Here is a 22,657-nt window from a genome sequence, read left to right on the forward strand (position 1 = left end):
TGTCATAGACGACCGCACTCTGATTCAGTTGTCTCTGCCAGGGCGGTCGTCTTCATTACACAACCGAAGACGCTACGTCTTTCCCCCCGCTTTGCAGCGCTAAGGCCAGCTTCCGCTATTCTATAGATTCAGGGGTTTTGGAGCCATCGTAACTAGTTGTTTTTGCAGGACGACTCGTAGGGCCGATCGACTCAATCCCCTAACTTTTCAACGCAATCCCCTAAGTTTTGACGCGAACCAAATTCGGAATTAGTTCGAAGTTCGAATTAGTTATAATTCGTAACTGTCGAATTATCCGACGTTCTAGGAGTGATTGTTCGTAGATTTCGAACGGCAGCGCATCAGTGGGCACAGCTAAACAGATATGGCGACGAGTAATTGGCAGCCCGCCCTTCCGAATGAGGCCAGCCTGTCGTGGGGTAATCGTGACTAGAGACTTCAAATAGCGACGAGCAACCTTCCGAACTTGTGCCATCGAGGCATTATTGAATGGACAGGCTGCAGACTACCGAAACCACGGTCGAAAGCGCACATCCGGTTTAGAGCTGCTTTTCAGCTCCCTAACAAGGATGCCAAAATGACAAGAACGCTAGAAGGCAGGGTGGCGATCGTCACCGGCGGTGCCCGAGGCATTGGAGAGGCGATCGTCAGACGGCTCGTCTCAGAGGGCGCTAGTGTCGCCTTTACCTATTCAAAATCGGCCGAACAGGCCCAAACGCTTGAAACGGAATTGCGTTCTGGAGGCGCTGACGTTCTGGCGATCGAAGCCGACAGTGGTAACGTTGAATCGATCGTAAAAGCGGTCACGGCTGTTCGAGACCGTTTTGGTAGGATTGATATCCTCGTGAACAACGCTGGGGTCTCCATTTCCGGGGTAGTCGGCGAAATTCCGATGGAAGACTTCGAGAAACAGTTTGCCATCAACGTGCGCGGGGTTTTCGTCGCACTGCAGGAGGCCTCACGCCATATGGGCGAGGGGTCTCGGATCATCAACATCGGCAGCGTTATTGCAGAACGGGCGGGCTTTCCTGGGTATTCAGTATACGCAATGACGAAGGCAGCTGTCGCAGCCCTTACGAAGGGAGTCGCGCGAGACCTTGGAAAACGAGGCATCACTGTCAATACAATTCAACCTGGTCCAGTTGTCAGCTCGATGACCGAAGGATTGGAGGAACTGGTCGAACCATACGTGGCTGTTGGACGGCTGGGGAAGGGCTCTGAGATTGCGTCGATGGTGGCTTACCTCGCCAATCCGGAAAGTTCGTTCATCACCGGCGCTGCGCTCACCGTAGATGGCGGTTTTCTCGCCTGAGTCAGAGCGCGGGCGTCCAAGTGAAGGGTTCGCCTCTCATACGCACGTATAAGTGTCCGCCCATGTCCCTTCGACTAAAGATTTGGACAGTCAGACACTGTCAATCACACAAACTCCGGAGATTTAGATGACAGAGAAGTTGCCCCTGGAGGGCAAGAAGGCGCTGGTTACAGGCGGGTCACGCGGCATCGGCGCCGCAATCGCGAAACGCCTTGCAAGGGACGGAGCGGACGTTGCTTTCAGCTACTCCGCCAATTCAACAGCGGCCGAAGCCGTTGTTGCAGAGATAGAGTCTCACGGACGTCGCGGGCTCGCTTTTCAGGCAGATCAAGGGACGCCGTCAGAAGTCGCCAAGCTGGTGGAAGACGCACACGCCGCGCTCGGAGGGTTGGATATCCTAGTGAATTCGGCTGGCGTATTTGTCACAGGTATTGTGTCCGATCCAATAGCCGATGTCTCTGGCTTTGATCGTCAGCTCGATATCAATGTCAAAGGGGTCGTAGCTGCGGTGCGGGCTGCAGTATCCTTGATCGCCGATGGTGGTCGGATCATCTCGATTGGGACTGCCGGAGCTAGCGTCCGGGGAGCGTTTCCCGGAATTGGCGACTATGTGGCATCGAAAGCAGCCGTCGCGGCATACTCCCGGGTGTGGGCAAGAGAGCTGGGCGGTCGGAAAATCACCGTAAATATCGTCGAACCCGGTCCTATCAACACCGGCATGGCCCCCACGGAGGGGGAAGTAGCCGACATTTTGAAGTCACTGTCGGCCGTTGGCCGTTATGGAGAGCCTGAGGAAGTGGCTGCGGCCGTGGCGTTTTTGGCAGGGCCAGAGGCTGGGTACATCACGGGCGCTTCGTTGACGATTGACGGCGGGCTTTCCATCTGACCTGCAGTCAAATAGTGGATACAAGAAGGGGGGCCCAAAAGGTCCCCTTTTTTCGGTTTCACGCCTTTCAGCGTTCGTCCCCCTCGAAATTGGATACCCCATGCCAACAGAACCGATGACGCTCTATAAATTCTTATTCGACTGGCAATCTCATAGGCTCGCTTCTTGCTGTCATAGCTGCTGGTGCCACGATCTGGTTTCTGCATCGCCAAATTCGAGGCGAGGAAACGCGGCACGAACACCAGTTGTCGCGCAAAAAGCTGGCCTCTCGGGCTGAGATGCCAGATGCCTTGAGCGAGATGAGCAAATACGTGAGGGATAGTTGTGCCCATTTGCTGTCGACGGAGGCCAAGCCTGCAGCCCCGTTGACCGCGATCAATACATTGAAAGGTGTCATCGAGCATATCGATGATCAGGAAGCCAACAAAACTTCCAGCTGGTTTCATGGTATCAGGTCCAGCATGTCAGGCTTATGCACGCGGACAAACCGAAAGCTGTTGAGGTGGACGACATGCTTTATGACGCTGCGCTTCTCCAAGCCTACGTCAACGGGCTTTTCGACTATGCCCGGAATGAGGCTCAGACGACACCAGCCGCAAAGCCCTCTTATGAGGAAATGGCCTCCGGATTGAAAAGTGCGGTCACCCTCCAGGTAAGGGCGAGCCAGACCGAACAAATCAAACGGGTTTTGGATATCGTCAAGCGACGGCATATGTAGGGAGTAGAAGAGGAGGCTATAGGTTCCTCGGTCCCCCTCTCTATACCTTGTGGTCTTGCATCGCTTAGTCGAGCTTTACAGCACGAACTGTATTTTTCGCTGTCTTTCGCGCCTCTTCTTCCTCGAACTCGAACATCGTATTTTGGGCATTATCGAGCGTCAGGAGGGCGGTTGCTTTGGCCGTTTCAAGGCCGTCTTGCCAGCGTGGCCATTCCGGCGAATAACCGCCCTCGTGGGTCATATGGACCTTCCAGCGGTTGCGGCTCTTCGGCAGCAAGGTGATAGTGAAGTTGTCGAACTTCGCAGTTTTCGAACCGTCCGGGAGTGTAGACCAAACCGTCCCAGCGTAAGTGCGAGTGAGGCGGCGTTTGACGCGGACCATCTGATTGAGCAGAGCCATCATTTCGCCCGACGGCTTCACCTGACCCTCAATTGCGCGATGAACGCCCCGAAGGATCGTCTTGTATTCGCGGTAGTCGCCGAGAGACATCATCCGGTCTGTCAGCTCGACCGCTGTCCAATTCAGATCGGCAAGCAGTTTGTTGAATTCGGAGGAAAGCTCTTCCGGCGTCCACTCCCGAGCCAAAAACAGGCCCTCATTGTTGTCTTCGTCATCGGTCATTATGTCTTCCTCTTGTTTCAATATGTCTCTTGTATAGAGACAAATATTAAACATCAAGAAATTTGCAACAGTGGCTCAACGAACCTGTGGAGCCGAGCCGCAGCATAATTTTGCCAACCGAACGCTGCTTTCACAAACATCCAGAATCTTGGTTTAGGCAACCGGTCCGCCTGTAATGATATTTCCGGCATCCGGTCGACTTTTTCCGGGGGCGTCAGCCAACAGGAATCTACGAAAGGCGGTTCTCCACTGCCATTTCCTCAAGGTCGAGCTCGTACTCGATCTCCCTGAGAACATGGTCGTGTATTTCTCCCTTTCGATAAAGCCGTAGAAGTTCAACGCGAGCATCCCGAACGAGCTGTAGGGCTAGCTTGAAGTCCTCCTGGTCGCTCGGCATGATTTTAACTGGTCGCCCGGCTGCGTTCGGTTCGGCCAGTCTGGCGGCCTTTGAGTGATCGCTTGGCCGCATCGGCTTTGTCAGGGCTGCCTTTTGACGGACCTCAGCAAGGTGCTTGCGGATCGCAGTTTTCCTCACTTCAAGTTCTTCCTTCTCATCGGCGCTCGCAATGCCCAGCATCCGAGCTAACGGCGCCTGGGTGCTACCTTGGATAAAGACGGTAACTACGATGACCACGAAAGCTGATAACAGCACGAGGTCTCGTCCCGGTAGCTCGGCAGGAAATGACAGCGCTGCCGCCAAAGTCACGACGCCTCGCATCCCCGACCAGCCGATGATTGCAATGTTTTTAAAGGTGCTCGTTCCCTTTGAAGAGCGGTTGCCCTTGCCACCCGGCCAGAATGTTAGAGCGCACAATGCGACCCAAATAAAACGCGCGACGACAACCGTGAAAACCACTGCCACCACAGGGATCACATTGGCATACAGAGCATCGGAATCGCCGCTGAGGCGGGTCACCACGTCTCGGAGCGACAAGCCAATCAATATAAAAAGCAGGGATTCCATCATGAACACGAGCGACTTCCAAAACGAGTGGGCTCTAACCCGCGTAGCAGCGTATACGGCGTCATGCTGGTGCCAGCTCACAACCAAGCCGGAAGCGACAGTAGAAAGGACGCCCGAACCGCCAACGGCCTCCGCGCATATGTAGGACGCGGTCGAAAGCAACAATGTAGCTGTGATGACCAGCTCGGTTTCCCCAAGCCGTCGTATGACAAACATGCCTAGCCACCCGGTGCCAAAACCTACAGCTGCTCCGACGATCGCTAGCCAGAGAAACCACTCGACGGCATGGGATGCGCTGAACGCGCCGGTCAATGCTGCAGTGACCGCTATACCAAACAGTACGAGCCCGGTCGCGTCATTGATGAGGCTTTCGCCTTCAAGCAACGAGATCACCTTGTTTGGAAGTTTGAGCTTCCTTAACACGGCTGTTGCGGCGACAGCATCGGGAGGAGACACAATCGCTCCGATCGCAAAGCAAATTGCCAGCGGAAGATTGGGTAGCAAGGCATGCAGAACCAAGCCAACTGCAGCCGTTGTGAAAAGGACCGCGCCAAGCGCCAAGGATATGATCCCCCTGATTTGCGCTTTGAAGTCTCGCCAGTGCGTGAAGTAGGCCCCACTCATGAGAAGCGGTGGAAGAAATACCACCATTATTAGGTCAGGGTCGATTTCAATCTTCGGGACACCAGGAAGGAAGGCCAGCAACATACCGCCGGTAATGAAGGACGCTGCCGGTGGAAGCCTCAGCCGCCGTCCGACGTATTCGAGAACCAGCACTGCAAGTAGCAAGAAAACTAGAAATTCATATTGTGCTTTAAGTGGCATCCGCAAACTCCGCGTACACAAAGATAAATTATGGCTGGTGCACGAATGTCCAGGAGCCAAGTGGGGAGATCGTTTGTTTTGAAATTCGGCGGTCCCGCAACCAGTTCTCGACGCGTTTCAAACATCGCAAAGCGCATCCAGCAAAGATTGTGTCTGCTGGCTTACTTTCGAACCCGCGAACCCCGTCTTTCTAACATTGGACCTAAGGGGCTGAAACTATACCCAGGGATGAGATCATCTGACGGTGGTGGGCGCATCATGGCCGGGAATGCACCCGATCTACGGGTAGCCTTCTATTTCAGCACTGCCCTAATGACACCAGTGCCGGAAGGCCGAGCCGGATCAATGACCTGAGACCGTTGCAAAGGTTTAGCCATTTCATACGCGGGTATAATTCTCCAAGACAGCGGACTCTGGTTGTCTGCTCTTATGAAAAACGAACGCGACCAAGAGAACTCAGCTCACTGTACCGCCGATAGCCGTATGCGGAAGCACCGCAGCATTTGCAAAAATGACATCCCAAGGCGTCGGGCTAGGGCACATCTCGGTCATGAACGACACGAAAGCTTTCACGTTCGGATTTCCACGCCTGCTCTCCGGCCAAAATGCAATGATATCGAAGCGGTCGATTGCAAAGTCCTTAAGCACGGGCGCCATTTCGCCTCGCCCCAGGAATGGAGCAGCGATGTAAGTAGGGGTAATCCCGACGCCACCACCAGCGGCAATCACCGATGCCACGGCATCACTGTTGTCGACCACGATGGTGGCTGGTGGGACAATCTCAAGAACACGTTCGCCGATAAGGAAAGGCCATCGCAGAGCCTGGCCGGAACTCTGATAACGAAAATTTACGCAGTCATGTCCAACGAGGTCCTCCGGTCGAATGGGAGCGCCACGCCGCTCGATGTACGAGGGGGCCGCGAAAGCACAGATGCGATTTGGAGCAAGCTTGCGTGCGATAAGCCTGGAGTCGCCCAGCTCTCCCACGCGGATGGCCACATCAATGCCTTCCTCAACAATGTCGACGTATTTGTCGCTGAGACGCAAATCGACGGCGACCTTCGGAAAGCGCTCTCGGAACGCCGGAAGCACTGGGGCGATAAGGTGGACGCCGACGGGCAGCGGGGCTGTAACCTTGAGGAGACCCGCAGGTTCAGCGCGAGCGGCGAAAGCAGCCTGCTCGATCTCCTCGGCCTCGTGAAGCAGCCGCAGTGCTCGCTCATGCAGATCTCGTCCTTCGGGCGTAAGCGTCAACGAACGGGTTGTCCTGGTGAACAACGAGATTCCGAGATGGTCTTCCAATCTCTGAACACTCTTGCTGATCGCAGAAGGCGATACAGAAAGAGACCGCGCCGCAGCTGTGTAGCTCCCTAACGAGGCTGATCTTGCGAAAGCAATAATGCCAGTGAGGCGATCTATTCCGACTTGTTCCGTCATGGAACTATTAAAGCGAAAGTTGGCCTGATTATCAACCGCAGCGCCATGAATTATTTATTTTGTCAACGCACCAAGGTGGTGCGCACATATGGAGAGAGTGAAATGAACCAGATCGTATCGGCTCCGGCCGCACAGTATATTACTTCCAGCCTCCAAGGTAAAAACGTCCTGATTTCAGGCGGCACTTCCGGCATCGGACTTTCAGCTGCAATCCAGGCAAAAGCAGCGGGCGCAAATGTGACCATCCTTGGTATGGACCGTGTCCGCGCGGAACGGCTCGCGAAAGAACAACAGTTCGCGGGGTTTCTGGTAGCAGACGTTACGCAACCCGATACGATTTACGCCGCGCTTTCAGACATCGGTCGCGTCGATCACCTCGTTCTGCTCGCTGGTACGTTTGTGGCTGGCAAGGTCCTTGAAGCTGATACCGCACATCTGCAGCGGGCATTCGACGAGCGCGTCTGGGCAGCTGTTCACACGCTGAGGGCTCTCGGAGACAATCTCGCAAAGGACGCTTCCGTCACCCTCATTTCGGGTGCGTTGGCTGACCGTCCGAACGCTTATGGCGTAGCAATTCTTGGCGCCGCCTCGGCTGCGATGGAAGCACTGGGCCGTGGTCTTGCACTTGAACTCGCTCCGCGTCGTGTGAACACCCTTTCGCCTGGCCCGATCGACACTCCGATTCTTGCCAAGGCCCTTGGCGACGGCCGCGACGCATACGTTGAATCCCTCAAGCAGTCACTTCCGCTTCACCGTCTGGGAACTGCCGATGAAGCCGGTGCAGCAGTTGTTTTCCTTATGGCCAATGGCTGGATGAACGGCGCTGTTCTCAACATCGATGGCGGTTCGCGCCTCGTTTGACGCGATGGCTCCGATTCCAACTGAAGGATAAACACAATGCCTACTTTGTTTGACCCAATTGAATTGGGAGCTATCAAAGCTCCCAATCGGATCTTTATGGCTCCGATGACACGTGCTCGCGGTACTCGTGAACACGTCCCAACCCCAATGATGATCGACTACTATGCGGAGCGTGCCTCCGCTGGCTTGATCATCACCGAAGCGATCGGCATCAACCAGCTTGGTCTCGGATGGCCCTACGCCACCGGCATCTGGTCTCCGGAGCAAATCACAGGATGGCGAAAGATCACTGATGCCGTTCACGAAAACGGTGGTCGAATTATCGCCCAGCTCTGGCAGATGGGAAGGGTGGTACATCCAAGCTTTCTAAATGGCGATAAACCTGTTTCGGCTTCTGCGACCACGGCGCCGAGCCAGGCGCATACCTATGACGGCAAGCAGGCATACGCGGAGGCGCGGCCTCTTTCGATCGATGAGATTGCCGATATCGTCCAGCATTTTCGCGATGGCGCTCGCAATGCCATGGCCGCCGGATTCGATGGCGTTCAGTTGCACGCCGCCAACGGATATCTGATCGACCAATTTTTGCGAAACAGCTCCAACCTGCGTGATGACCGCTACGGTGGATCGATCGAAAATCGTATCCGCTTCCTCGTTGAGGCGACGCAAGCCGTTGTTGATACGATTGGAGCTGATCGGACGGGCATCCGACTTTCGCCAAATGGCGAGTCGCAAGGCGTGAAGGACAGTGACCCGCTCCCTGTATTTACTGCTGCAGCGGAAGCTCTGTCGAACATCGGGATCGCTCACCTTGAGCTTCGGGAGCCGCCGATTGACGGAACGTTCGGCGTTGGGGATATGGATCCACTTGCTCGGGAACTGCGCGGGGCATTCAAGGGACCACTGATCCTTAACTCTGACTTTAACGCGAAACGGGCCCAAGCTGAACTGGATGCTGGCATTGGTGACGCAATTGCATTTGGTCGGCCCTTCATTGCCAACCCGGATCTTGTACGTCGTTTAGCTGAAGGTTTCGACTTAGCCACGGGTGATCCGAACACTTGGTTCACCCAGGGCACGGAAGGCTACAACGATTATCCGGCGGCCGGTGACATCAAGATCGCGAAAAGCGCGTAGAGGAAACCATGAGCACGATAGTTGAAAGGGGGCAGGTTGGCCTGCCGACCTCTTGGCTAGGGGTCGTCTCCCTCGCCATTGGTTCGTTCGCGCTGGTCACATCCGAGTTCTTGCCGGTTGGGCTATTGCCAGATATTGCGTCCAGCCTTGAGATCACCACCGGTCAGGCCGGGCTCCTGGTGACAATGCCAGGACTGGTGGCGGCTGTCGCGGCGCCTTTCACTATCGCGTTCGCGGGCGGTATCGACAGGAAGAAACTGTTGGTTTCCCTCCTGGTACTGCTGGTGGCTTCCAATATCATGGCTGCCGTCGCCACGGGGCTACCACAGCTTCTAATCGGTCGGTTCATGCTGGGTCTTGCAGTTGGTTCTTTCTGGACAATCGCGGGGTCTTTGGGACCGCGCCTTCGTCCAGGTGCCGAGGGCGTACGCGCCAATGCATTGATCTTGTCTGGAATTTCCTTCGGAACCGTCGCGGGCGTGCCTGCGGGGGCTCTAATTGGCGACATGTTCGACTGGAGAGCATCGTTCTGGGCGGGTGCCGCGTTGTCCGTGGTGTCCGTCCTGTTTGTGGCTGCACTTTTGCCAATGCTTCCTTCTGCAAATCGAAGGGGGATTGCGGGGCTACCCAAGGTTCTGGCGAGACCGAAAGCTCGAATTGGCTTGCTGGCTGTCCTGGCAATTTTCTTGGCACAGTTCGCCGCCTACACATATGTCGCGGCGTTCCTGAATGAGAGATCGGGCATTTCCGGGCCGCTTCTAACAACCGTGCTTCTGGCAAACGGCGTGGCGGGGTTTTTCGGCAATATGCTTGGCGGTTGGGTTGCCGGGAAGCAAGTGAATGCTGCGGTCATCAGCGCATCGCTCCTGATCGGGGGCTCCGCACTTATTTTGCTGGTCGTTGGCAGCAACCAGTTCGCCGCCGTGACATTGGTCATCGTTTGGGGACTTGGGTTTGGAATGCTCCCTATTGGTATGCAATCGTTCCTCCAGAGCGCCGCCAAGGATGCTCTGGAAGACATGCAGGCGCTGTTCGTTACAGTCGGGCAAATCGCTATTGGAACAGGTGCACTCATAGGTGGATCAATCGTGGACTATGCAGGCTTATCAGGAGCCATGGTTTTCAGCGGCATCGCCTCAGCGATCACGATTTTACTGATGCTGCACCCAGCAGCATATTCCAAGCGAGCTTAGTGCGCTCGCTGATGCGAAAAGTTGCCGTCGTCATCGGTAATCGAAACCTGCGGCGACAGACCGAGTGAGCCCCCGATGTCCCGGCCTCGCTCAGCAAGCCACTGTCCAACGGGCAATCGGCTTTTGGCATATTTCTCCAACGCCTCACCGACCGTTCCGGCCAACGCGATCGCCTCCGTCAAGGCGATCGCGTCTCCCGCCGCCTTTGATGTTCCCATCGCTGTATGGGGGCGAATGAGGAATGCAGCGTCACCGACAAGGGCAATTCGTTTCCCGGTTATGCGGTTGGGCGCATAGTCGAAAATGCCTTGGATCCATGGATCCGGAGTGGCTGCCGCAATCTCCGCGAATTGAGGAGGCAATAGCCGTCTTGCATCAGCGGCAAATGAAAGCCTCGCAGGGTCCTGCAGTTTTCCCCGTGGAAGCGAGAAATGGTTCAACCGCCCTTGGTTGTCTGTAAATAGTTCAGGCAAGTCGGATTCCTTGACAGGCCGATACCAGCCCCAATTGTATCGGCGCAATCCAACGCCAATTTCGCCAGAGCGCCCTGGTATCAGGTATCCAACAGACTGAATGCCAGGTGCGGAGTAGGCGACCATTTTCTCCTTGAGAGCCAAAATAGCGTGAGGAAGGTCCGCCTCGGAAATCACTGCCCGCCAGGCAACATAACCCGCAAACGAGTTGAGATAGTCGACAGGGTTGACTGACTTCCTCGCAATGGACGCTATGCCGTCCGCACCGATGATAACATCGGCGGTCTCGGTATCACCGCCTTCAAAATAAAGTTTAGCGGCGTCTTTTCCGTCCTCGACCGCCACGACGCGCCGTGATTGAACATAGAGCGCGTCGGGGATCTTTCTTCTGGCTGATTTGTACAGGAGGTCCCAGGAGAACCGCGAAATCCCAACCTGTCTCTCGCTGACAATGCTTCCGTCTAGATTGACCAGCACTTGTGAGGTTGCGGTCACCGCAAGCTTTGTAACATGCTCGCAGCGCAGAAGACGCAAGACGTTGAATAGGTCCGCGCCGCCAACAAGACCTGCGCCGCGTGTGGCGAGGTCTGAGCCGGACCGTTCGAATATTAGGACGTCATGACCCGCGCGGTGGAGCAATGCGCCGCAGAATAGCCCAGCCAAGGACCCGCCGACGATCCGAATGCGCAGAGAGGTGGCAGTGACCATGATAAAATCTCAAAACTGAAGATCGGAGCAAGTTAACATTGGTCTGCGATGCGTCCCCTCATACCCCAGTATAGGTGACACCCTTTGGGGTTCATGGCAGTCGTGTGTTTCAAGTCTGCGCCATCAAGAAGGAGCTGAAAATGTCCAAGAAGCGGCCCGAAGGAATTCGCGATTACGATCACCCGGCCGGTGGTTGGGGCGCCCTCAAGGCGGTTGCCGACACATTGAAGCACCAGCAAATTGTCGCTCAAGGCGCCGCTACTCTCCTTAAAGCTAACCAGGCCGACGGATTTGACTGCCCCGGATGCGCGTGGCCCGATCCCAAACATACGTCGTCGTTTGAGTTTTGCGAAAATGGCGCGAAAGCTATCACCTGGGAGTCTACCGCAAAAAGGGCTGGGCCTGAGTTCTTTGCGAGGCACACTGTAAGCGAACTTTGGAAGTGGAGCGACCACCAGCTAGAGGATGCTGGCCGTCTGTCCTTTCCAATGATGTATAACGCACAGGATGATCGGTACGAGATTATCGAGTGGACTGCAGCGTTCAAGATCATCGGTGACGGGCTCAAAGCGCTCGATCATCCTGATCAGGCGGAATTTTACACGTCAGGGCGTACTTCGAACGAAGCGGCTTTCCTCTACCAGCTTTTGGTTCGGGCCTACGGCACGAACAACTTCCCTGACTGCTCGAACATGTGCCATGAGGCGACAAGCGTCGGGCTGCCGCTGTCGATTGGCGTTGGCAAAGGCACTGTTACCCTAGAAGATTTCGACTATGCCGATGCGATTTTTAGCTTCGGCCACAATCCGGGTACCAACCATCCACGCATGATGACAACACTTCACGATGCAGCAAGGCGCGGCTGTCCAATCGTTGTTTTCAATCCGCTGAAAGAGCGTGCCCTTGAGCGTTTTGCTGCTCCTCAGAGCCCAGTTGAGATGGCGACCTTCAGTTCGACAGAAATTGCTACGTCCTACTATCAGGTGCGGGCAGGTGGTGACTTGGCGGCCTTGAAGGGCATGATGAAGGCAATCTTCGAGAGGGACGCAGCTGAGATGTCAGAGGGACGTCCCGGCGTTCTCGACCGCGAGTTTATTGCTGAACATACCCAAGGAATTGACGGCCTGCGTGCAGATATTATCGCCACCGAGTGGGATGATATTGTTCAAATCTCTGGGCTGAGCCGTGCCGATATTGAGGCGGCGGCAAATATCTACATGAAAGCCAAAAGGGTCATTCTTTGCTACGGGATGGGCATAACTCAACACAGCAACGGTACAGCCAACGTTCAACAGCTGGCAAACTTCCTTATGTTGCGGGGAAACCTCGGCCGACAAGGTGCGGGTATCTGTCCGCTGCGGGGCCATTCGAACGTCCAGGGAGACCGGACTGTTGGGATCACTGAGATCCCCAACAAGGCACTCATTGACGGAATGGAGCGTGCGTTTGGATTTCGACCCAAACAAGACAAGGGGCATAACGCGGTCGAGACTATGGAGGCAATCGCTGAAGGCCACTCCAAGGCGTTGATCTGCCTTGGCGGCAATCTGGCCGTGGCAATGTCAGACCCTAACTATGTATTCGAGGGAATGCGTAAGCTCGATCTCTCCGTCCATATAGCAACGAAACTCAACCGATCACACCTGTTGACTGGCCACACTACGATCGTCCTGCCGTGTTTAGGGAGGACCGATGTCGACATACAGGCTGGCGGAGTGCAGTCCGTAACTGTGGAGGACTCCATGTCCATGGTCCATGCGTCAAAGGGTTTCCTGAAGCCGCCGAGTGACGTGCTGAAGTCCGAACCCGCAATCGTCGCCGGGATCGCAAAGGCAACACTCGGAGACAAATACGGTATCGATTGGGATGGAATGATCGCAAACTACGATCGTATCCGGGACAAGATCGAGGTTGTTTTTCCGCCTTTCCACGAATTCAACCAGCGGGTTCGCCAACCAGGTGGCTTCCGCCTAGAAGTCAGCGCGTCTCACCGGGTATGGAACACGGCGAGTGGCAAAGCACAGTTCTTGACCGCTTCCGGGCTCGACGAAGATCCAGCGCTTGCAGACAAAGATCTGCTTGTATTGACCACTTTGCGAAGCCACGGGCAGTACAACACCACCGTCTATAATCTGGACGACCGCTATCGCGGAGTCTTTGGTAGGCGTGACATTCTCTTGATGAACAAAGATGACTTGGCGGCGAGGGGCCTTGCTGAAGGTGATAAGCTGCATATCGCCGCCGGGGTGGGTGACGGCGTTCGTGAACTATCGGGCTTTACGGCTGTAGAATACCCGATACCACGCGGCACAGTGGCGGGGTACTATCCGGAATTAAACGTCGTTATACCGCTTTCCTTCATCGACAAGCTCTCGGGAACACCCGCGTACAAGGGCGTCCCCGTGCGGATTAGTCCGATCGCTGCCTAACGGGGCTGCGTTACATTAGAACGGGCGTAAGCGGATGTTGTCCAACGACCGGTGGTTCGTCTCGTGGGCGGATTTTAGCGCCGCTGATTTTTGTTTGAAGCCGACGGAGATGCAAGGCGGCAAATAACGGGCGATCGATATCCAGACTGACAAATCTCGCATAAGTCGTTTCATCCCGTCAGATGTCTTCATGACTAACCACGTCGATCCGAGCAGCGCGTAGGCCACGACGACATTAATGCCCGTAAAGATGCTGAAAGGCGTAAAGCAGTCGAGTGAACCACCGATGAAGATTTGGCCGTCATTTGCCAAGCCATTTATGAAAGCTCCTAGTGCCATTCCCTTGAATAAGAGTCATCCTTGGGCCCGGACATTGGCTATCCCAGGCATTTTTCTCGTTGAATCGGCAGCCGACCCCTGCGGATCGGCTGCTTCTTTGCTTTTTAGTGTACGACGACATCCATATCCGCGAAGCTCGAACCCTTAAGCTCTTGCGTGACGAGGCTGTGTCCGGTGAGAGGAGCCCCGTACTGTTGTAGCAGTCCTCCCTCCGAGAGCGTGCCGAGATCGATCACGGCGAACCCAAATTTCTGCATAAGCTCGGATACAACTTGCTTCGCGTCGGGCACATCCCCAGAGATGAATAGTGTGCGCTTTCCGTAGCCTCGCCCGTCGTCGGGGTCGCGGGTCAATATCTTTGCAAGGATATGGTTGAATCCCTTGACCAGCTTTGAACCTGGAGCGAGTTTGGCCACTATGAAAGAGGAAGGTTCGCCGCCAAGGTCAGCGGGGCCGAAGGTTGCTGGATCGATCGCGTTTGTAGCGTCGATGATGATGCGCCCTTTCCACCCCGATGACTTCGCGAGAACGCCTTTGACAGCATCGTGAGGGATCGCCAATATCACGATGTCTGCTTCTAGGGCGGAAGCCAGCTCAGTAGGCTTGACGGCCCCCCCAAATCGGTCGGCGAAGTCTCTCAATGAGTCGGGACCACGGGTGTTGGCGACAGCAACAGGAATGCCAGCGCTTGCGAAGTGCCGGGCGATCGCTGAGCCGATCGCACCGGAGCCGATAATTGAGTATGTCATCAATTCGACCTCAGGCTTTGATGAACTTGAGGACGTCGGCGTTGAATGTGTCCGGGTCTACCTGGGCAAGACCATGCGATCCGCCCTTGTAAACCTTCAATTCAGCGCCCTTTACGATCTTTGCTGTCTTTTCCGCCGCCGCAGCGATGGGAACGATCTGGTCGTCGTCGCCATGGATTACCAGAGTTGGCTTGTCGATCTTCTTGAGGTCCGCCGTGTAGTCGACTTCGGAGAACTCATGGATGCAATCATACTCGCCCTTGATGCCGCCCTGCATGCCCATGGCCCAGAAGGAATCCCGCAGGCCTTCCTTGATTGTAGCGCCGTCTCGATTGAAGCCGTAGAAAGGCATCGAAAGGTCCTTGAAGAACTGGGCACGGTTTGAGGCAGTGCCTTTACGGATGCTGTCGAACACTTCGAGCGGCGTGCCTTCGGGGTTCGCTTCGGTTTTGAGCATCAGAGGAGGGACCGCGCTGGTGAGCACGACCTTGGCAACCCGCTTTGAGCCGTGACGGCCGATGTAGTGTGCCACTTCGCCGCCACCGGTCGAATGACCGATCATGACCATGTCCTTGAGGTCAAGTTTTTCGATCAACTCGGCAAGATCGTCAGCGTACTGGTCCATGGTGTTGCCGTTCCAAGGCTGATCAGAAAAACCGTGTCCGCGTCGGTCGTGGGCGATCACTCGGAAGCCGTTCATACCGAAAAACAGCATCTGCGCGTCCCAGGCATCCCCAGCAAGCGGCCATCCATGTGAGAAGAGGATGGGCTGGCCTTTACCCCAGTCTTTGTAAGCGATTTTCGTTCCGTCCTTGGTGGTGATGAAATTCATCTGAGTGGTTCCTTTTGAGTTGTGCCTTGTCTTTGCTTCCGATGGTCCGGCAAGCGCGATCGCTGCAGCAGCAGTACCGGCAACCATGAGGACGTCGCGACGACTTATTGCGGAGAAGAGGGGGTTGATCATGACCGGAGCCTTTCCAGTTAGCCGAGGTGACCCGGAAGACGTCCGGTAGAATATTAGTACCCACCGACCTTGTGTTTAAGAATCCTACGAGGGTTTCGGTTCTCTCATACGCGGGTATGATACTGAGGATCGCGGCCTGCCTTCAGCTTTGGAACAGCCGTCTAGGGGGCATTGCCTGTGAAACTATTCACAAGCGATAAGGTGTCATAATTTTGATTTCTACTTACCCGTGCATCTGGTTTATCGAACCCAACCGGCCGTGTAGGATGCCTTGGAATGGCAAGTAGAAAGGCCCCAGAATGAGTGCGCCACTGGTTATCGTCATTGATGATGATCCCGGCATGCGGTGGGCTCTGGACGCGTTGGTGCGTAGCTTGGATTTTGAATGCAAGACGTTCGCGTCGGCTGAGGATTTTCCCACATCCGGCTTCCTTGAAAGATCTTCTTGTGTTGTGGCAGACGTCCGAATGCGGGGCATGAGTGGCCTGGAACTTGCGGAAAAACTCAAGGGGACACCGAGCGATGCTACTGCTTGTCCGGTCATCTTGGTTTCTGTTTTCGCTGACGAACGCATGGCAGTGCTCGCGAAAGATAACGCTTTGGTGCTTCTGAAGAAGCCGTTCGACGGGGACGTGCTCGCAGGTTACATCGAAAAAGCCGTTAGCCTCCGAACTGAACGCACTTCTTGATATGCGCGTGCCTTCGTGAAGGGAAATTGCTGCGACACGGCAGTCTTGTTTCGACGAAAAAGGCCGGGGGCTTGAAGACCCCCGGCGGCAATATTTCTATTCAGATCACGAAACAACAGTCAACGACGGCTGCGGCGTTTCAATCTGCTGTGGTTTTGGACGGGTCCTAGATCGCAAGATCACGTAGAATACCGGTGTCAGGAAGAGGCCGAACACTGTCACTCCAAGCATGCCGAAGAACACGGCGGTTCCCAATGACTGGCGCATCTCAGCGCCAGGTCCCGTTGCGATCATAAGCGGCAGAACGCCGAAGATGAATGCGAAAGCGGTCATGAGAATTGGACGAAGGCGCAGTCGGGTCGCTTCGACGGCTGCTTCGACAGCCGTTTTGCCTTGGTCCTGGGCCTGTCGCGCGAATTCGACAATTAGGATGGCGTTTTTAGCAGCAAGTCCGATCAACACGATAAGCCCGATCTGAGTTAGGATGTTGTTGTCGAGACCTCGGAACTGGACGCCTAGCAGGGCAGCGAGGATCGCCAGGGGTACGATCAGGATGATCGCAAGAGGAAGAGTCCAGCTTTCATACTGTGCGGCAAGTGCCAGGAAGACGAAGATCACAGACAGCGCGAAAATGTAAATCGCGGTATTTCCGGTGTTGCTCTCCTGATAAGCGAGTTCGGTCCATTCAAATCCTGTTCCGGCGGGGAGTATCTCGTTGGCGAGGCTCTCCATTTTCGCCAGTGCTTCTCCAGTCGCGACACCCGGGCCGGGAGTGCCCTGCACGGGCACTGAGACAAACATGTTGTAGTGCTGGACTAGCGACGGACCGTTAGTGTCTTTGATGTCTATCAGTGTTCCGAGCGGGACGAGCGCACCGGTGGTCGATTTTACCTTGAGCCCCAGGATGTCCTCCCGGTCCAGGCGGAACTGTTGATCGGCCTGAGCGCGAACTTGGTAGACGCGACCAAAGGCATTGAAATCGTTAACATAGGACGTCCCAAGGTTGATCGAGAGCGTGTCGAAGATATTCGGGATCGGAACGTTCAGCATACGCGCCTTATCGCGGTCGATCTCAAGAAAGTATTGTGGGCTGTTGGCTGAGAACGTTGTGAACACGCCTGTGAGTCCTGCCGTTTGGTTAGCCTTGCCCATCAACTGGTAGGCTAGTCCAAGGGCCTGCCTCATATCCGAAGTGCCACGGTCAACGAGCTGCATCTTAAAGCCACCCCCATTACCGATGCCGCGAACCGACGGCGGTGGTATTGCGATAATGAAAGCTTCCTGGATCGACTGCAGTTTGCCATACATATCGCCGATGATACCGCTGGCCGCCTGGTGCTTTTCAACACGCGTCTCGAAGGGATCGAAGGTCGCGAATATTACGCCTGCGTTCGAAGCGTTTGTGAATGTCGCGCCGTTGAAACCCGCAAACGACACGGTATGAGCTACGCCGGGTACGGCTCTGATGATCTTGTCGGCTTTGGCCATCGCAGCATCTGTCCGGCCTAGTGACGCCCCGTCAGGCAGCTGAACCACGATAATTGCGTAGCCTTGGTCACCCGCCGGAATAAATCCTCGCGGCACGGTGCTGCCGACGTAGTAGGTCGCACCGAGCAAACCGACGAAGACCATCATCGCTGCGGAAAGGCCCGTGGCGGTCTGCACAAGATGCCGCACCACCCATGAATAGCCGTGGCTCAGTTGGTCGAAACCTTTATTGAAGCCGTCGGCGAGCCATCCGAATAGCTTGCTTATCACGTTACGGCGGGCCAGCGCGTGCTCGTGAGGTTTCAATAGAAGCGCTGCAAGGGCGGGCGAAAGGGTCAGTGAGTTGAGCGCAGAGATCGCGGTAGCGACTGAGATCGTTACAGCGAACTGCCGGTAGAATTGCCCCGAAATGCCCGGGATGAACGCGGTCGGCACAAACACTGCGATGAGTACAAGGGAGATGGCAATGACAGCCGTCCCCACTTCGTTCATTGTTGCATGAGACGCTTCACGCGGTGTCATTCCTGCAGCTAGATTACGTTCAACGTTCTCGACCACAACGATCGCGTCATCGACGACGATGCCGATGGCGAGGACAAGTCCGAAAAGCGTTAGCATGTTGAGTGAGAAACCGAACGCAAGCAAGAAGGCGAAGGTGCCAACAAGCGATACCGGTATGGCGATAATCGGAATGAGCGCAGTACGCCATGACTGCAGAAACACGAGGACGACAATCGCAACCAGAAGCGCCGCTTCAATAATCGTCCGATAAACCTCCTCGATTGACGCCGAAATGAATTCGGTCGGGTTGTAGACAATCTTATATTCCAGACCGGGTGGAAAGTCCTTGGCCGCAGCCGTCATCGTCGCCCTGATCTGATCAGCAGCAGCAAGGGCGTTCGTGCCTGGGCGAGCGAAGACTGCGATAGCCACGGCAGCGTCCCCATCAAGGTAGCTGTTGTTGACGTAGTCCTTGGCGCCCAATTCGATCCGAGCGACATCCTGCAACTGAACAAGGCGACCAGCCGCAGACGACTTGACGATTACATATCGAAATTGTCGCGCGTCCGAGAACCGTCCTTGGGTGGTAACGGTGTACTGAAATGCGTTGGCGTTCGTTGTTGGTGGAGCGCCGATTGATCCACCGGAAACCTGAACGTTCTGGTCGCGGAGTGCTTGCACGACATCAGAAGCCGCCATTCCGAGAGCCGAAAGCTTCTCGGGATCGAGCCAAATGCGCAAAGAATACTCACGTTCGCCGAAAAGGATGACGTCGCCGACACCGTCAAGACGAACCAGACTGTCACGAATGCGATTACGGGCATAGTTGGAGACGTAGAGTTGGTCGTATCGCGCATTCGGCGATAGCAGATGAACAACCATCATAATGTCGGGGGAGCTCTTTGCCGTAGTGATGCCGATGCGCCTGACTTCCTCAGGAAGCCTTGGCTCGGCGATCGCGACACGGTTTTGCACAAGTACCTGCGCTTTGTCGAGGTCAGTACCGAGTTTGAAGGTGACGGTAAGCGTCATCTGCCCGTCGGCGCTTGAGTAGGAAGACATGTAAAGCATGTTTTCGACGCCGTTAATTTCCTGCTCAATTGGCGTCGCTACGACGTTGGCGATCGTCTCCGAGTCCGCACCTGGATAGGACGTGCGAATGACAATCGTGGGGGGCGCGATTTCTGGATATTGAGAGACTGGAAGCTGGAAGTAGGAAATCCCACCCACGATCAGCAAAAGGATAGATACCACCGACGCGAAGATCGGTCGATCAATGAAGAAGTGGGCAAATCTCATTGTCCCGACTCCTTCGCCGCATCGTCGGGATTACCTTCGACTCTGGTCTGGGGGAGCTCAGTCATATGAGGAGTGACCTTGCTGCCTGGCCGCGCACGCATCAGGCCGTTAACGACGATGGTTTCGTCCCCTGACAATCCCTCGCGTATCGCACGGTAGCCGAACAGACGTGGTCCTGGCCGCACCGGCTTAGTGGTAATTAAGCCATCGTCAGCGACCACATAGACCACACGCTGGTTTTGATCGGACCCGATCGCCTCGTCCGGGACTAAAACAGCCCTGTAGCTATTCGATGCTTCGATCTGGGCGCGGCCGAACAAGCCCGGCTGCAGCACCAGATTCTTATTTTGGAACCGAGCGCGAATGCGCATCGTGCCCGTTTCGCTGTCGAAACGATTTTCAGCAAAGTCCAATTTCCCGATCATCGGTTTTTGGTTTGGATCGGAGATCGTGACATTGATGTCGAGCCCTCCGCCCCCCTGCTGTAAGTCGGCCCCGCGTGATCGAGCCGTACTTGCGAAGTTGAGAAGACGACGTTCGTCCACGTCGAAATAGAAATCGATGGGGTCCATAGAGACAATGGTCGTCAGGACCGACTGATCCGCCTGTACGAGGTTTCCTACGGAAACCAGGCGCCGATCAATTCGACCGCTGATCGGAGCCGTAATCTGAGTATAGTCCAGATCCAGTGCGGCACGGTCGGCCGCAGCCTGGGCCCCTCGGACACTCGCTTGGGCCGAAACCCATTCGCGCCGCCGATCATCGAGGATCGAGATCGACTGGCTACCGCTTTGCGTGAGTGCCTCAGATCGTTTGAATTGCGCTTCAGCGAAAATCAGGTTCGACTTTGCAACGTCCAAGGCCGCACTTGCCTCGTTTTGCGCAGTGATGAATGGGCGTTGATCGACCACGAAGAGAACATCGCCCTTGTGGACGATCGTACCGTCCTGAAACCGGACTTCCTGCAGATACCCGCCAACTCGGGCACGAACAGTTACCTCGTCCACGGCCTCGAATCGGCCGATAAATTCGTCGTTATCGACCACATCGCGAATAATGGGTTTCGCTACAGTCACAGGCGGCGGGGCTTGCTCTTGCGCGAATGCTGCGGTTGGCGACAGGAGTGCGAAAAATATCGCCCCCGCCATGTAGTGTTTAAATCGGATGGAATATTGCCCCATCTGATCTTCTTGCTGGCCGTGTCCGATAGACGCCATCATTGTAGTCCCTCCAAGAGTGATTTCATCTTGGAAAGTGCCGAAAATTGTGGAATGCCGGAATCCTACACGGGTCTACAATGCTTATACCCTCGTATGATTGTTCGGCGTTCTTTCTCCTGTTGGGATTGGAAGCTGCGTAAAGCGGGCGATAGGGGTCCGACTAAAAAATAGGGGTTTTAATGGTTAAGGTGTGGTCCGTCGAGTGGCCAGAGGGCTTGGTTCCAAACGGGGAGGGCTGGGAGGACGCGACCAGCCGTTTCGCATCTTCCGATGACATTTTGATCACCAATGAGATGCCTTTTGGTTTTTGGCAACCAACGCGGCAAATGTTCAGCCTGGAGCGTGCGCGAGAATGGGCAGACCTGCACGAACGCGGTTTGGAAGCGCTTTCAAAGCTTGCCGTTCGGGCGGTAATTTCCTCGCGACCAATCCTGTTGGGAACAAAGCTCGTCAACGAGGCCTTCGCACTCGTTGATGGCCGATATCAAGTTCTGCATCACAAGCAATACTTTCCAGCGGAGAACGGCTGGCAAGAGGAGGCTTGGTTTGAATCCCAGAGGATGGGGTTCGATGTGGCTGAGATTGGAGGCATTAAAGTGGGGGTACTTCTTTGTACTGAACTAATGTTCTCGGAAAAGGCGAGGTGGCTCGGAACACTTGGCGCTGATCTGATTGCGGTGCCCCGGGCAACCGGGGCAGACCACCGCATGTGGCGAACTGCAGCGGCAATGGCAGCGATCGTAAGTGGCGCATATGTTGTCAGTTCGAACAGGCAGGGACAACAGGACGCCGCCTCTCCGCGTTTCGGCGGGGGCGGCATCATCGTCGATTGCGAAGGTGTCGAATTCGGTATGACGTCGTCACGGGATCGTGCGATCGCCATCGAACTCGACCAACCGCTATCCGCAGCAGCGAAAGGTAGATATCCCGTGTACGTGCGGCAGCCGATCCAAACTCGCTGCTGAAGACAGCTATGGGACCGATAGGAGTTCTCTCACGCGAAGGCGAGACGTCTGTTGTCGCGGCTCCGCTGAGCCTGGATTGATTGAAATTAATCCCAAAGCGGCCTGCACTCCGGCATCTCGTAGTAACACTCGTGTATGACATCGCTCGATTGGATGGTCAGCTAGTTTCAATCTTGCCGCGCCTTCGCCCTCCGTGGCCGCAGCCTCTCAAGGCTGCAATCTCCGGGCCGCATCTGTGCAAGATTGGCGCCAAACAGGCCGCTGCGGCGTCATCCTGGATGCGATGGAGGAAGTTCAGCAGCAATTCGATCCTGAAAATGCCTTGCCTTCCGCAAACATCCTTAGTGTCGATCGGGACGCTGTTGAAATCGAGGTTTCGTTTCGTGTGCAGAACATCGGCAAGGCGCTTCACCATAACCGAGAAGGCGAGTGGACATACCTATACGCGCGTATTAACCCGGCTCCACCGCCGTAAATCCACCGACACCCTTTCCGAAACGGTAGGATACCCCCCGAAAGGGGGTGGGCTGAAATCTCGACCCGCGTATCATCCAGCTTTACCATCGAAGCCAAACCCTGCGGAGAGTTGATGTGGGCGAGATATACGATGGAAGCGCAAGATGCCTTTCCAAGGACGCGACGTTCGATATCTCGTTAAGGGCCATTCAATTCCCTGAGCGATCCGAAATGCTTGAAATCATCCTGGCGCTGAATGTTATTCAGCTAGGACTTGATGCAAACAGACGGTTCCTAGCGAAACAGACACCTGATCTTGAGGCCGTTAGGCAACTTGCTGAGGGACTAGTTGAGCGTGCCGATTATCTCGAAACGCTTGTCAAACGCCTTTAACTCCGACAGCGTGAAATTCGCGCAGCGCA

The 22,657-nt window shown here is 55.4% G+C and carries 20 protein-coding genes; 11 read left to right on the plus strand and 9 right to left on the minus strand.

What is annotated here, in order from left to right; genetic code table 11:
• Positions 1-577 precede the first annotated feature (577 nt).
• From ACP7E0_RS02900 to ACP7E0_RS02910, 3 genes are all read left to right on the plus strand, one after another.
• On the plus strand, positions 578-1,312 hold the full coding sequence (locus ACP7E0_RS02900) for a 3-oxoacyl-ACP reductase family protein (protein ID WP_426122833.1): 735 nt from the start codon (positions 578-580) through the stop codon (positions 1,310-1,312).
• Between the two features lie 127 nt (positions 1,313-1,439).
• On the plus strand, positions 1,440-2,198 hold the full coding sequence (locus ACP7E0_RS02905; protein WP_426122835.1) for an SDR family oxidoreductase: 759 nt from the start codon (positions 1,440-1,442) through the stop codon (positions 2,196-2,198).
• Between the two features lie 511 nt (positions 2,199-2,709).
• Positions 2,710-2,916: a hypothetical protein gene (locus ACP7E0_RS02910; RefSeq protein ID WP_426122837.1), complete on the plus strand. Its 207-nt coding sequence runs from the start codon at positions 2,710-2,712 to the stop codon at positions 2,914-2,916.
• 64 nt (positions 2,917-2,980) lie between these two features.
• On the opposite strand, the gene ACP7E0_RS02915 is transcribed toward ACP7E0_RS02910, so the two are convergent.
• The 3 genes from ACP7E0_RS02915 to ACP7E0_RS02925 all read right to left on the minus strand — a co-directional run bounded on the left by ACP7E0_RS02915 (position 2,981) and on the right by ACP7E0_RS02925 (position 6,764).
• Entirely contained in the window at positions 2,981-3,538 is a 558-nt protein-coding gene (locus ACP7E0_RS02915) for a hypothetical protein (RefSeq protein WP_426122838.1), read from the minus strand.
• A 229-nt stretch (positions 3,539-3,767) separates the two neighbouring features.
• Entirely contained in the window at positions 3,768-5,327 is a 1,560-nt protein-coding gene (locus ACP7E0_RS02920) for a cation:proton antiporter (RefSeq protein WP_426122839.1), read from the minus strand.
• Between the two features lie 456 nt (positions 5,328-5,783).
• Positions 5,784-6,764, minus strand: coding sequence for a LysR substrate-binding domain-containing protein (locus ACP7E0_RS02925; RefSeq protein ID WP_426122841.1), 981 nt, complete (start codon positions 6,762-6,764; stop codon positions 5,784-5,786).
• On the opposite strand from ACP7E0_RS02925, the gene ACP7E0_RS02930 reads away from it, so the two are divergent.
• From ACP7E0_RS02930 to ACP7E0_RS02940, 3 genes are read left to right on the plus strand one after another with little or no spacing between them, the layout of a single operon-like run.
• Positions 6,753-7,625: an SDR family oxidoreductase gene (locus tag ACP7E0_RS02930; protein WP_426122842.1), complete on the plus strand. Its 873-nt coding sequence runs from the start codon at positions 6,753-6,755 to the stop codon at positions 7,623-7,625. The genes ACP7E0_RS02925 and ACP7E0_RS02930 overlap by 12 nt on opposite strands.
• A 36-nt stretch (positions 7,626-7,661) precedes the next feature.
• Positions 7,662-8,762, plus strand: a complete 1,101-nt coding sequence (locus ACP7E0_RS02935) for an alkene reductase (protein ID WP_426122843.1) — start codon at positions 7,662-7,664, stop codon at positions 8,760-8,762.
• 8 nt (positions 8,763-8,770) lie between these two features.
• Positions 8,771-9,955 carry an MFS transporter gene (locus ACP7E0_RS02940; RefSeq protein WP_426122844.1) on the plus strand — a complete coding sequence of 395 codons (1,185 nt, stop codon included), beginning with the start codon at positions 8,771-8,773 and terminating at the stop codon, positions 9,953-9,955.
• On the opposite strand, the gene ACP7E0_RS02945 is transcribed toward ACP7E0_RS02940, so the two are convergent.
• On the minus strand, positions 9,952-11,136 hold the full coding sequence (locus ACP7E0_RS02945; RefSeq protein WP_426122846.1) for an FAD-dependent monooxygenase: 1,185 nt from the start codon (positions 11,134-11,136) through the stop codon (positions 9,952-9,954). The genes ACP7E0_RS02940 and ACP7E0_RS02945 overlap by 4 nt on opposite strands.
• A 140-nt stretch (positions 11,137-11,276) precedes the next feature.
• Here ACP7E0_RS02945 and ACP7E0_RS02950 point away from each other — a divergent pair, with 140 nt between their 5' ends.
• A complete protein-coding gene (locus ACP7E0_RS02950) occupies positions 11,277-13,565 on the plus strand; it encodes an FdhF/YdeP family oxidoreductase (RefSeq protein WP_426122847.1) in 2,289 nt (762 codons plus the stop codon).
• Between the two features lie 15 nt (positions 13,566-13,580).
• Here the strand turns inward: ACP7E0_RS02950 and ACP7E0_RS02955 are convergent, their stop codons facing one another.
• The 3 genes from ACP7E0_RS02955 to ACP7E0_RS02965 all read right to left on the minus strand — a co-directional run bounded on the left by ACP7E0_RS02955 (position 13,581) and on the right by ACP7E0_RS02965 (position 15,485).
• Positions 13,581-13,904 carry a cytochrome d ubiquinol oxidase subunit II gene (locus tag ACP7E0_RS02955; protein WP_426122849.1) on the minus strand — a complete coding sequence of 108 codons (324 nt, stop codon included), beginning with the start codon at positions 13,902-13,904 and terminating at the stop codon, positions 13,581-13,583.
• Between the two features lie 104 nt (positions 13,905-14,008).
• Positions 14,009-14,653: an NADPH-dependent F420 reductase gene (locus tag ACP7E0_RS02960; RefSeq protein ID WP_426122850.1), complete on the minus strand. Its 645-nt coding sequence runs from the start codon at positions 14,651-14,653 to the stop codon at positions 14,009-14,011.
• Positions 14,654-14,663: 10 nt separating this feature from the next.
• Positions 14,664-15,485, minus strand: coding sequence for an alpha/beta fold hydrolase (locus ACP7E0_RS02965; RefSeq protein ID WP_426122851.1), 822 nt, complete (start codon positions 15,483-15,485; stop codon positions 14,664-14,666).
• 431 nt (positions 15,486-15,916) lie between these two features.
• On the opposite strand from ACP7E0_RS02965, the gene ACP7E0_RS02970 reads away from it, so the two are divergent.
• Complete coding sequence (locus tag ACP7E0_RS02970) at positions 15,917-16,306, plus strand: response regulator (protein ID WP_426122852.1); 390 nt, start codon at positions 15,917-15,919, stop codon at positions 16,304-16,306.
• Positions 16,307-16,411: 105 nt separating this feature from the next.
• Here the strand turns inward: ACP7E0_RS02970 and ACP7E0_RS02975 are convergent, their stop codons facing one another.
• Both ACP7E0_RS02975 and ACP7E0_RS02980 read right to left on the minus strand, forming a co-directional pair.
• Positions 16,412-19,594 carry an efflux RND transporter permease subunit gene (locus tag ACP7E0_RS02975; RefSeq protein ID WP_426122854.1) on the minus strand — a complete coding sequence of 1,061 codons (3,183 nt, stop codon included), beginning with the start codon at positions 19,592-19,594 and terminating at the stop codon, positions 16,412-16,414.
• Positions 19,591-20,742, minus strand: a complete 1,152-nt coding sequence (locus ACP7E0_RS02980) for an efflux RND transporter periplasmic adaptor subunit (RefSeq protein ID WP_426123040.1) — start codon at positions 20,740-20,742, stop codon at positions 19,591-19,593. Before ACP7E0_RS02980 ends, ACP7E0_RS02975 begins: the two co-directional genes overlap by 4 nt.
• Positions 20,743-21,092: 350 nt before the next feature.
• Between ACP7E0_RS02980 and ACP7E0_RS02985 the strand changes: the two genes are divergently transcribed.
• From ACP7E0_RS02985 to ACP7E0_RS02995, 3 genes are all read left to right on the plus strand, one after another.
• Positions 21,093-21,779: a carbon-nitrogen hydrolase family protein gene (locus tag ACP7E0_RS02985; protein ID WP_426122855.1), complete on the plus strand. Its 687-nt coding sequence runs from the start codon at positions 21,093-21,095 to the stop codon at positions 21,777-21,779.
• Positions 21,780-22,014: 235 nt separating this feature from the next.
• On the plus strand, positions 22,015-22,254 hold the full coding sequence (locus tag ACP7E0_RS02990) for a hypothetical protein (protein WP_426122857.1): 240 nt from the start codon (positions 22,015-22,017) through the stop codon (positions 22,252-22,254).
• 116 nt (positions 22,255-22,370) lie between these two features.
• Entirely contained in the window at positions 22,371-22,628 is a 258-nt protein-coding gene (locus ACP7E0_RS02995; RefSeq protein WP_426122858.1) for a hypothetical protein, read from the plus strand.
• Positions 22,629-22,657: the final 29 nt, after the last annotated feature.

Origin of the sequence: Pararhizobium sp. PWRC1-1, from assembly GCF_049897905.1 — a bacterium.
Taxonomy (GTDB): domain Bacteria; phylum Pseudomonadota; class Alphaproteobacteria; order Rhizobiales; family Rhizobiaceae; genus Pararhizobium.